Origin of the sequence: Bartonella sp. AA97HXZ (assembly GCF_042196985.1) — a bacterium.
In the GTDB taxonomy this organism is placed as follows: domain Bacteria; phylum Pseudomonadota; class Alphaproteobacteria; order Rhizobiales; family Rhizobiaceae; genus Bartonella.
On the sequence record NZ_JBHIRC010000008.1, the window covers coordinates 94,047 to 104,738 of the forward strand.

Consider the following 10,692-nt stretch of genomic DNA (forward strand, 5'->3'; position numbering starts at 1 on the left):
GACATTCTGATGCACGCTCTTTAGCACTTTTACACGATTGATTGTCTTTATATTATTTTTTTATCCTTTCCACAACCATAGGCATTACTTTCTTAAAAGCTGCTGCAAACAAAAAAAGAATGATGGAAATAAGGCATAATGGTAATCGTTTAGGAGAAAACCTTTTTTCTCTTTTGAAAAATCCGGTAAAATATTGCAAGAATCTCTTCTACACACTTCAACTTGAGCTTCTTTTACATACCCAATCACTTTATTAATTTTTTCTTTCAGCGCTTTTAGCTCTTTTTTAAATTTCATGCTCTATAAACGAATCAAGTCCTTGACTAAAGGTAGAGGATACGAATGAGCAACTTGATAAAAACACAAATGAAATATGTTATTGGGCCAGATGGAAGTCCGCTTACAATTGCCGACCTACCGCCGCAAACAACACGGCGCTGGGTGATTCGTCGCAAAGCTGAAGTTGTTGCGGCTGTCAGAGGTGGATTGTTAAGTCTTGACGAAGCATGCCACCGTTATACTTTGACTGTAGAAGAATTTCTTTCATGGCAAAGTTTAATCGATGAACACGGTTTAGCGGGATTACGAACGACCAAGATTCAACACTATAGGCATTAAGTTGCCATTGATTAATAACATAAAGCAATCTATAAAACAGCCAAACTTGATAGAAGTTTGGCTGTTTTATACTATATCCAAAAGATAAACCTAAAAGAATGGATTTTTCAATAATTGCTTTTATCATCCAGCCATTAAATTAGCCAACCATTGAATTAGATTGAATCAAAATATCCTTATCATCCGCAGCAATCTTCTTTTCTCGTGCTTCCAAAAGCTGTGCACGTTGCAGCTCTGTATTAGCTTCATGGAGAGCAATTTCAGCATTTGTTTTTTGAAGTTCTAAATCACGAATTGAATTGATCAGATTATCACGTCTTTGCCGCGCTGCACGCGCAAAAGCAGAATAAGCAAAATGGTGAACATCATTGTTTCCAGATTTACGTTCTTCATGAGTAATCTGTGCTTCCAACTCTAACACCATTCGTTCAAATTCTGCGATCATCATCTCAAGCTGTGCAATTTCACGGCGCTTTCCACGCACTTGAAACATCCTCAATCGCACCATATTTTCTCGTGGCTTCATACTCACTACTCCTTGATTGCGCCAACTCAAAACTCGTATTCACACCCAATAAATATCTTTTAGTTATATATCTATCCGACAAAAACAGTCTCTTAACTTGAAATTATAATAATTTTTGCCTTGCATTAAAGCATCTGAAAATACAATCTGCTTTAAAGAGCAATAACTATTTCTTTAACTTTTCCCCCCATTATAAACTGAAGAGGTTTAAAGCTCAGTAAATAAACACTGAAATTGTAAAAAAGTAATTTATAAAGCTCTTTTACAAATTTTTTTAAGTTAAAGTTTATAGAAAAAGCCCTCCTTTTTTATTATGTTAAAAAATATAAGATTTTTCTAAAATAATTTTGTAGCCTCTTTCAAAAATAAAAATATTTTGTTAACCACTATCATGGATAGTGGGGAATTTAGTAGTGATTGTTACGCGTACTACTGAAATGTTCATAAACGCTTTTTTATAAGTGTTTGATTTAATGAATTGTTTTTATAACAGTGGTTTTGCTAACTGATATAAAATAGAAATGCTCCTTATGATTCGTGAAGGAGCAAAGTGAGGGATCTAAAATGCGCGTATTATTAATTGAAGATGATAGAGCAGTTACTCAAAGCATTGAGTTGATGTTAAAGTCGGCAAACTTTAATGTTTATATCACTGATCTGGGTGAAGAAGGTATCGATTTAGGAAAACTCTATGATTATGATATCATTTTGCTTGATCTGAATTTGCCTGACATGTCAGGGTATGATGTCTTGCGGACTCTAAGGTTGGCAAAAATAAAAACTCCTGTCCTAATCCTTTCTGGTATGAATGCCATTGAAGACAAGGTTCGTGGTTTTGGCTTTGGAGCAGACGACTATATGACGAAGCCTTTTCATAAGGATGAGCTCATTGCACGTATCCATGCAGTTGTTCGTCGTTCAAAAGGACATGCACAATCGGTTATTGTTACCGGGGATCTCACCGTTAACCTTGACACAAAAACTGTCGAAGTTGCAGGGCGCCCTGTTCACTTAACCGGTAAAGAATACCAAATGTTAGAGCTTCTCTCTTTACGCAAAGGTACCACCCTTACCAAGGAAATGTTTCTCAATCATCTCTATGGTGGAATGGATGAACCAGAACTAAAGATTATCGATGTTTTTATTTGTAAATTGCGGAAAAAATTGGAAGCAGTCTCTTCCAGTGTAAATTACATTGATACAGTTTGGGGACGTGGTTATGTATTACGTGATCCAGTTGAAGAGAACGTACGAAAAACCGCTTAAGCAGTGAACATGCACATTGTAAAATCTCGGAGTGTAGCGGGCCGAGATTTTTTCCCGGGATCTTTTCTCTATTAAAAGTAGAGAACTCGCGCACTAAAAATCTCATATAGAAAGCGCTTAAAGCTTAAGAAGTAACCACACCCAATTTACACATATAACCTTATCGCTCATAAGTTCAATCGAAGCCACTTTTCCCAACACAGCTTAAGCGCTTCTCTCTTATTCAAAGCTTTTTTACACTTTCTAAAACAATACAACCATCACTTTCATCAATATTTATTTTCATCTCTGTCATCTGAGCAAGTAACATTGTGTAATAAAATTGGATGACATGTGCATCAATAAGCTCTTCTTGAACTTCTCCACGAAATAACGCAAGAAAATGAGGGGGTATACGGAGAGTTCTACCGAAAACCTCAAATCGAAAAGAACGTTTATTTTCTTCTTGCAAAATCATAACAACAATTTCACCACCACGAGAAACTGTTGCGTTTGCAATCAATAATAAATTAAGCAAAAGTTTAACTTCATCTTTTTCTAACAATAAAGAAGAAGCTTGCCATTTTAACGTTGCTTTTTCTTCTTTCATATATTGTTGAGCAACCTGCTCTGCAGCCCGTGTATCTATTTGTCCTCCACTTGCACCAGCAAAACCAAAAGCCAATCGCGCAAATTGTAGACGTGCAGCAGCACTCGCAACGGATAAACGCACCAATTGTAAAGCATCTTCTTCAGCTCCTCCTTCATCATAAAGCTCCATTGCATTTTGAATAGCCCCCACAGGTGAAATCAAATCATGGCAAATACGACTACAAAGCAAAGCAGCAAGATCCATAGGCTTCAAAGAAATATCTAACGTCATAATGATTGAAAACTCCTAGATTCAAAAAAACAAAATTTATTTTAAAGAAAAACTCTTAACATCTGATGCATAATAGGAAACATTAACAATCATGCTAAAAAATTCAGAAATAAATTCAAGAATTTAAATAACCTTATATCTTATTTTTTATTTGAATAGAATGAAAATTCTAATATTATCTTTTTGTTTATCACTAATAAAAGGAGAAAACTCCATGGCTCTCTCTCTGCTCAAATACTGGTACAAAAATATTATATCTTTAATCTTCCTTTTATTCATCACCATAAACACTACACAAGCTCGACTAAAACCAATAGAGCAAAACGAACCTCATTATTCACTCCAAGAAATTATTGATTCTGGTCATATTTTTTTTGGAAAAACAGCCAGTGGTCTGGCTGTTGCAATTCAAAATATTTTTTCAAAATACGGTTATCCCAATGCCTATATTTTAGGAGAAGAAGCTTCTGGTGCCTTTTTTGCTGGATTAACCTATGGCGAAGGAATGGTTTTTACCAAAAGCTATGGTCAACATAAAGTTTTTTGGCAAGGTCCCTCAGTAGGATGGGATTTTGGCGGCCAAGGCTCCCGTTTAATGATCTTAGTTTACAATCTTAATGGCATAAATAATTTATGGAGACGCTATGGTGGTATTTCAGGTTCGGCCTATTTAATTGCAGGTGTTGGTTTTCATGTCCTAAAATACCATAATACCTTGTTAATCCCAATACGTACAGGAGTCGGCGCACGCCTTGGTATCAATATAGGATATTTAAAATTAACACATAGACCGACATGGAATCCGTTTTAAACGGTTTCTTATTTGAAAAGGGGTATTATGCTTATTCAATCATTTCTTTTTTTTATACTTGGAGTTGCTTTCACTTCCTGGTTACTGGTGCTTTTATCTCCTTTTATTTGGCGTAAAGCCGTTCATTTTGCGTATAAAGATGTTTGTGCGAAAATGCCATTATCACTCGCGGAAATAGAAGCAAATCACGATTTTCTTCGTGCACAACATGCTGTAGAATTAGCAAACAACCAACAAAAGTACGAATTTTTGCAAAAAAAATATGTCCAACAAAAAATACAACTGAGCCAAGTAACAGAACAATTTTATCGGCTATGCCTCCCCACAAAAGATACTCTCACCAAAGAAGCGATAGCAATCAAACAAAATATCGCCACACTACACACTTCCAAAGGAAAGACAAATGATGCGTGAAAAAGTCGCACACTATCAGCAACGCTTACAAAAAATCCAAACTCATGAGCTGGACACGACCGCTAACCACCAATTGCTAGAAGAACTCCGAGAAGAAACAAAAGAACTTGCAGCAACATTGGCAGCTCAAATAGCGCTACAAGAGGGGAATACATCACCCATCAACACATTGATTCAAAAATCCAAAAGCAAAAATGACCTAGCATCACGTATTCGCCAAAAAATAACTTTTCTCTCCAAAAGCCCTGTTAAATAAGTTATCTTTTAAAACACCTTAAATGAAGAGTAAAATCAACAAAGGTTCATTGTCACGTTCGTAACCCAAATCCTTTTTACTAAACGTGACTTTTTTGCTAAGCTAAAGGACAAAGTTTCTTAGCCCATACCGTTCTGTTAAAAAATATCTTCTTGTCTAGAAGCTTCACTTTCTAATCATATCACCGCTCTAAAGGACAACATTTCATAGGTACTAGAAAGGAAATAATACCAAAATATTGGCCACACACTTTAACAAAAAATACCTTCTAAGATGGATCACCAATAGAGCTTTGACCATAATTTTAAGGATAAAAACACGCTCTCAAGAGTGATAAAAATCTCTTATTTTTTTGATAATCATATCCTGATCCGTTTGTGTCAAGTAAGGATGCATTGGTAAACTTAAAACACACTCTCCTAAAGACTCTGAAACAGAAAGGGAATCTTTTACATAAGGGAAGTGTTTATAAGCTGGCTGTTGATGTAAAGGAGTTTTATAATAAATCATTGTAGGGACAGAATTTTTTTGTAAAAAATCTTTTAATTTATCCCGCTCTTTTACCTTAATCGTATATTGTGCATAAGCAGAACGAATATTTTCTCCTATTTCTGGAACTGTAACAATATCTCTTAAGCCATTGGAATAGCGTTGAGCAATTTCCACACGCTTTTCCATTTCATCTTCAAAAATCGCAAACTTTTCTAGTAAAATTGCAGCCTGAATGCTATCTAGGCGCGAATTCATACCAATACGTACATTGTCATATTGCGTTTCACCTTTACCATGAAACAAAATAGAGCGTAAAAGTTCTGCAAAATGATCATCATTGGTCATCATAGCGCCTCCATCGCCATAACATCCTAATGGTTTTGCAGGATAAAAACTTGTAGCAGCCACATCACCAAAAGCACCACACATAGTATTACCGCTTCTCCCCCCCATAGATTGAGCAGCATCTTCAATTACAAAAAGATTTTCCTTTGCAGCCACTTGAGCAATTTGCACATAGTCAGCAGAAAGTCCAAATAAATCAACGGCAATAATAGCTTTTGGCTTTAGACGTCCCTCTTTTTTTACCATTTCGATAGCGTGAGAAAGTTTTTCAACATCAATATTGAATGTATCAGGTAAAACATCAACAAAAACAGGTTTAGCCCCCACCAAAGCAACCACTTCAGCCGTTGCTGAAAATGTAAAACTAGGACAAAAAACAGCATCGCCTGGACCAATATTTTTAGCCATAAGAGGCATCTTCAAAGCATCTGTTCCATTAGCACATGCAATCACATGTTTAACGCCAAGATATTCTGCCAATTTCTCTTCAAATTCTGTTACTTTTGGCCCCAAAATATACTTACCACTAGCGACTACATGCGCAATTGCAGAATTAATTTTATCTTCAATACGCGCACGCTGCGCCCCAAGGTCGATGAATTGCATATTAACTCCATTGATCATCACAAGAATGCAAAAGCGCTACCTATCTCTTTTATCTATTATAATTGACATCAGCAGCTGTTAAAATCCGTAAAACCGCAATAGCATCATCACCATTTGTACGAGGTGATTGACGCGTTTCAATACAATGAAGGAAATGCCGTAATTCGCAAGTAAGCGGCAAATCTTCACAAACATCAATGTAATTCAGCTCATCCATGCTAAAAGCCCACTCTTGATTTTCTTTCCAAACGGCAAAATGGTGCATTGCCAATTTACGACTCCACGGTTCCATATCATCAAAAACGAGTATAGCCTTTGTTCCAACAACAATTAAACGCCTCTCACGATAAGAACTCAAGCGTGAAGTAAAAAGATGACTACGCACACCATTTGGAAAAATCATATGAATATGAGAAAAATCAGAAATCTGATCAACGACAGCAGCCCCCTCACCGCGAATTTCGGAAGGTTCACATCCTGTCAACGCCAAAATCATTGAAAGATCATGAGGGGCAAGATCCCATAAAGCATCACTGTGTGTGTGAAATTTTCCAAAGCCTAATCTATGAGAATAAATATATCGCACATCTCCCACATCTCCGTTTTTCACCAATTCACACATTTTTTCAAAAGCTGGATGAAAACGCAAAATATGGCCCACCATAAAAACTCGCTCATAGGCCTCAGCCTCCTGAACTTGGCGTTTAGCATCAGAAACATTCAAGGCTATTGGTTTTTCCACCAAAACATCTTTACCATTTTTAACAGCACGGAGCACATTTTGCGTATGCAATTGTGGCGGCAACGCTAATACCAGCGCATCAATATCTCGATGAGTAAAAAGATCATCTGGTGTAACAACCTCTACACCATACAGTGTTGCAAAACTAGCAGCACGATCATTATCAATATCAGAAACTGCTGCTAAAGCCCCGAGAGAGTGGAGTGTCCGTATATGATTTTCACCCCAATGACCGCATCCTAAAACCGCTACACGTGGCACCATTTTCATGCCTTACCTTACTTTATCATATGAAAATTACACTTTTACATATCGAGGATAAAATAGAATGACAAGAGAAAAGCTTAAAAACGATGCTTGACATCTTACTATTCTACCCCTTATATCCGCAAAAGATGTAATTATTGACAATTATGATTGCTTATTTTGGCGGAGTAGCTCAGTAGGTTAGAGCAGAGGAATCATAATCCTTGTGTCGGGGGTTCAAATCCCTCCTCCGCTACCATTACTTTTTTATTGTGTGTGTAGCTTACTGTAGCTTGCCAGCGGGTTTTGTATATTTTGCCACTAGGTTTTGTACCAATTTATTTTTTCTCAAAGAGTTTTTAAGGGGTTCTCAAAGGGTCTTCAAATGCTTTTCAAAGGGTATTTAAAGCTCTCTTTAACGCATTTTTCTGCTCCTATTTTTCCAAATCACTAAAGCGTGTAAAGTCGGATTGAAATGCAAGGGGGACGATTCCTGTCGGACCATGGCGTTGCTTTGCTATAATAACCTCGGCTTTACCCTTGGCTTGCTCCATTGCCTCTTGCCATTTGTTATACTCAGCAGTGCTTTCTTTGGGTTCTTCATTTTTGAGATAATATTCTTCACGATAAACGAACAGAACAATGTCGGCATCTTGCTCGATTGAACCAGATTCACGTAAGTCGGAGAGTTGTGGACGTTTATCGGTTCGGTTTTCAACTTGACGCGAAAGTTGTGACAGAGCAATGATGGGAATATTGAGTTCTTTTGCAAGTGCTTTTAATCCGGTGGTAATGGCTGTAATTTCTTGAACGCGGTTTTCTAATGAACGCTTTGAACCGCTTGTCATGAGTTGGATATAATCGATAATCAAGACATCTAAACCATGTTGTCGTTTAAGACGCCTTGCACGGGCGGCCAATTGTGCAAGGGATACACCCCCCGTTTGATCAATATAAAGAGGGATTGTTTGTAAGGAACGCATTGCGTAAATGATGTTGGTAAATTGCTCTTCTGAGATATTACCACGACGCATATCAGAAGAAGAAACCTTTATTTGTTCTGAGATAATACGAGTTGCAAGCTGTTCAGTTGACATTTCAAGTGAGAAGAAACCTACAATACCCCCTTCATTGGTTTGGCTGTTATCATGACGCTTGCAAGCATTGGCAATATTAAAAGCAATATTGGTCGCCAGAGAGGTTTTCCCCATTCCAGGGCGTCCAGCTATGATAATCAAATCGGATGGCTGTAGCCCCCCCATTTTTTCATCAAGGGTTTTGATATGGGTAGCTATCCCTGAAAGCTGTGAGGAACGCTTTTTCGCAGCGCTTGCCATGTTAAGTGCTTTTGCAATGGCTGTATCAAAGTTTTCAAACCCACCTCCATATTTTCCTTTTTCGGCTAACTCAAATAATTGATTTTCAATTGTTTCAATTTGTTGAGAAGGTGTAAGTTCGACAGGCGCATCAAAGGCTGTATTGGCAACTTCATTGCCAAGATTAATCAAAGAGCGTCGGATAAACAGATCGTAAATGACGCGTCCATAATCTTCAGCGTTAATAATAGTGACTGCCTCTGTGGCTAAGCGAACAACATACTGGTATACAGTAATATCTCCAACTTTTTTTTCCATTTGGATATAGGGCTTGATTGTAATTGGGTTTGCAAGATGACCCTTTTGAATAATTTGTAAGACAATCTCAAAGATCTTTTGATGTAGCCTTTCAAAAAAATGTTCTGCTTTGAGAAAGTCTGAAACGCGATCGAGTGCATTATTATTAATCAGGATAGCTCCAAGCAATGCTTGTTCAGCTTCAATATTATGGGGAAGTTGACGAAAAGAAGAAGCAAAATTATCTCTTGGATTTTCTGTTTTTAGCATGTTCAGTGTTCTCATTGCTTTCTTTTCCCTTGTTTGGTGCCTCGAGTGTGATTTCTGTTGTGTATCCGCTTTGTTTTTCATAGCGGTGGGTGACGGTTGCGGCTTTCCATGGCCCATTGATTTGCCCACAAAACCCTTGAAGGATGAGAGGTTGATCCGCCATGATTTCAGGGCGTCCCTCAAGGGTCAAAGAACCACTGCCCACAGCACGACACAACCTGTCCGACTCGGAAGCAGAAGCAGCTCGTGCTTCCTCCTCACAAGTGTAACAAGTGCGAAGACGCCGCACGGGACCGCTAAACCCTGTCTGATGTTTGACTTGGCATTGCTGCCCTTTTGAGCAATCAAAATAAGAAGCTTCAATGGTGCCATATTGCGTGCGTGGCTCTAACGTGAATTCCCAGTTGGAACAGTCGTGCTTATGGATGTCGAGTGCTGGTAAATTGTCCCCGCTTAAAAATAAAAACTTATTGTCCTTGATCAAAAAACGTGCCCGCATGCGATCGGCAAGGCGGGTTAAAAAATCAACAGCCGATTGATCTGTACGAATCACATAAGGCAAAGTTTGTTGAGTGAACTGAGGACTGACCTTTGCTTGATAGCCATGGCGTTTGGCAAGTGTCTCAACAATCTCACCAACAGTTTTGTGATCAAAATGTTCACTCGCTTGTTCTTTGAGTTCTTTACGCATCGAGGCGCTTTTGCCACAAAGGCGCAAAATCTCTCCATCACTGCCACCACAACTGACCACTGACTCCACAACAAAACACCCCATAAAGGCACTGATGCTGTTCTCATAACCAAAGATCACCTGTAGCGCACTGTTGCTTGAGGGAACCTCTAAATCATTGCCACGATCATCAAACTCTGCTTCAAATGTATCGGCTTCATTCCCGGCATGGTCCGTAATGGTTGCGGTTAAAAGACGCTGGTAAAAAACCTCATGAACAGGTTTGTCTCCCACCTTGACCACAATAAAGGGGTGTGTACGCATTAATCCCATAACCGCTTCACCATGCTTTGGGGATTAGACAACACAAATTCAGGCAAAACGACCTTTAAGCCCCGCGGTAAAAACACACCATATTTGGCAATCTCTGGATTAGCTTCCAGTGTGGCTTCTAAATAGCCTTTGAGTAAACCAGCTTGCCTCCGGTCTCTGAACACTGCCATGGCATGGTGAAAGCAGATAAGATCGAGACTCATATCCTCTAGCTCTACAACAACATGCTTTTCTGGTATCTTCATAGAGTTTGTCCCACTTGGATTTGTCCCTCTTGGTATTGTCCTTGTGGTTTTCCGCCATTAAAAAAGGGCAAGAGCGTAATGGAATAGCGGATGCGCTGAGATTGACCAGAGCGACTGATATAGTCGTGGTCTTTTGTGATACTGGTGATTACTACGGGTCCATGGAGAAGGACACTATAGGTCGTATCATTAATCCAACGAAGCATCTGGACCGGCTTTGCTCTTCGGATAGTTGTAGTGATGGCATCAATGGCTACACGATCACCAAACTCTTCTGGAAACAACACCCCATGAATGGTTTTTGCATCATTGCCATAGCCGGTAAATTGCAAACTGGGGGACCTGCCAAAACGCTCCATACAAACCCATGAGGCAGA

At 38.7% G+C, this 10,692-nt stretch carries 14 protein-coding genes and 1 tRNA gene; 6 read left to right on the forward strand and 9 right to left on the reverse strand.

What is annotated here, in order from left to right; translation table 11 throughout:
* Positions 1-84: 84 nt before the first annotated feature.
* Positions 85-297: a hypothetical protein gene (locus tag ACFINE_RS06020; protein WP_375621389.1), complete on the reverse strand. Its 213-nt coding sequence runs from the start codon at positions 295-297 to the stop codon at positions 85-87.
* 45 nt (positions 298-342) lie between these two features.
* Here ACFINE_RS06020 and ACFINE_RS06025 point away from each other — a divergent pair, with 45 nt between their 5' ends.
* Positions 343-618 (forward strand): DUF1153 domain-containing protein, encoded by a 276-nt coding sequence (locus tag ACFINE_RS06025; RefSeq protein ID WP_273790817.1) that lies wholly within the window; start codon positions 343-345, stop codon positions 616-618.
* Between the two features lie 139 nt (positions 619-757).
* On the opposite strand, the gene ACFINE_RS06030 is transcribed toward ACFINE_RS06025, so the two are convergent.
* On the reverse strand, positions 758-1,144 hold the full coding sequence (locus tag ACFINE_RS06030; RefSeq protein ID WP_375606932.1) for a flagellar export protein FliJ: 387 nt from the start codon (positions 1,142-1,144) through the stop codon (positions 758-760).
* A 564-nt stretch (positions 1,145-1,708) separates the two neighbouring features.
* Here ACFINE_RS06030 and ctrA point away from each other — a divergent pair.
* On the forward strand, positions 1,709-2,410 hold the full coding sequence (gene ctrA / locus ACFINE_RS06035) for a response regulator transcription factor CtrA (protein WP_273790819.1): 702 nt from the start codon (positions 1,709-1,711) through the stop codon (positions 2,408-2,410).
* A gap of 223 nt (positions 2,411-2,633) precedes the next feature.
* On the opposite strand, the gene chpT is transcribed toward ctrA, so the two are convergent.
* On the reverse strand, positions 2,634-3,272 hold the full coding sequence (chpT, locus tag ACFINE_RS06040; protein ID WP_375621390.1) for a histidine phosphotransferase ChpT: 639 nt from the start codon (positions 3,270-3,272) through the stop codon (positions 2,634-2,636).
* 214 nt (positions 3,273-3,486) lie between these two features.
* On the opposite strand from chpT, the gene ACFINE_RS06045 reads away from it, so the two are divergent.
* From ACFINE_RS06045 to ACFINE_RS06055, 3 genes are read left to right on the forward strand one after another with little or no spacing between them, the layout of a single operon-like run.
* Complete coding sequence (locus ACFINE_RS06045; protein ID WP_375613340.1) at positions 3,487-4,083, forward strand: DUF1134 domain-containing protein; 597 nt, start codon at positions 3,487-3,489, stop codon at positions 4,081-4,083.
* A 27-nt stretch (positions 4,084-4,110) separates the two neighbouring features.
* Positions 4,111-4,497 carry a hypothetical protein gene (locus ACFINE_RS06050; protein WP_375611956.1) on the forward strand — a complete coding sequence of 129 codons (387 nt, stop codon included), beginning with the start codon at positions 4,111-4,113 and terminating at the stop codon, positions 4,495-4,497.
* A complete protein-coding gene (locus ACFINE_RS06055) occupies positions 4,487-4,753 on the forward strand; it encodes a hypothetical protein (RefSeq protein ID WP_375611955.1) in 267 nt (88 codons plus the stop codon). The genes ACFINE_RS06050 and ACFINE_RS06055 overlap by 11 nt, the downstream gene beginning before the upstream one ends.
* Before the next feature lie 324 nt (positions 4,754-5,077).
* Here ACFINE_RS06055 and ACFINE_RS06060 read toward each other — a convergent pair whose 3' ends face one another.
* Both ACFINE_RS06060 and ACFINE_RS06065 read right to left on the reverse strand, forming a co-directional pair.
* The gene (locus ACFINE_RS06060) at positions 5,078-6,196 is read right to left on the reverse strand and encodes a DegT/DnrJ/EryC1/StrS family aminotransferase (RefSeq protein WP_375621391.1); all 1,119 of its coding nucleotides are present in this window, start codon (positions 6,194-6,196) and stop codon (positions 5,078-5,080) included.
* Positions 6,197-6,245: 49 nt separating this feature from the next.
* The gene (locus ACFINE_RS06065; RefSeq protein WP_375613400.1) at positions 6,246-7,202 is read right to left on the reverse strand and encodes a Gfo/Idh/MocA family protein; all 957 of its coding nucleotides are present in this window, start codon (positions 7,200-7,202) and stop codon (positions 6,246-6,248) included.
* Positions 7,203-7,366: 164 nt separating this feature from the next.
* Between ACFINE_RS06065 and ACFINE_RS06070 the strand changes: the two genes are divergently transcribed.
* Positions 7,367-7,443, forward strand: a tRNA-Met gene (locus ACFINE_RS06070).
* Positions 7,444-7,618: 175 nt separating this feature from the next.
* On the opposite strand, the gene ACFINE_RS06075 is transcribed toward ACFINE_RS06070, so the two are convergent.
* The 4 genes from ACFINE_RS06075 to ACFINE_RS06090 all read right to left on the reverse strand — a co-directional run.
* Positions 7,619-9,082 carry a replicative DNA helicase gene (locus ACFINE_RS06075; protein WP_375621392.1) on the reverse strand — a complete coding sequence of 488 codons (1,464 nt, stop codon included), beginning with the start codon at positions 9,080-9,082 and terminating at the stop codon, positions 7,619-7,621.
* Positions 9,039-10,061 (reverse strand): phage late control D family protein, encoded by a 1,023-nt coding sequence (locus tag ACFINE_RS06080; protein ID WP_375621396.1) that lies wholly within the window; start codon positions 10,059-10,061, stop codon positions 9,039-9,041. Before ACFINE_RS06080 ends, ACFINE_RS06075 begins: the two co-directional genes overlap by 44 nt.
* Positions 10,061-10,315, reverse strand: a complete 255-nt coding sequence (locus ACFINE_RS06085) for a tail protein X (protein WP_375621393.1) — start codon at positions 10,313-10,315, stop codon at positions 10,061-10,063. The genes ACFINE_RS06080 and ACFINE_RS06085 overlap by 1 nt, the downstream gene beginning before the upstream one ends.
* Positions 10,312-10,692: phage tail protein (locus tag ACFINE_RS06090; protein WP_375621394.1), on the reverse strand; the 381-nt coding region annotated here is incomplete at its 5' end. The genes ACFINE_RS06090 and ACFINE_RS06085, both read right to left, overlap by 4 nt.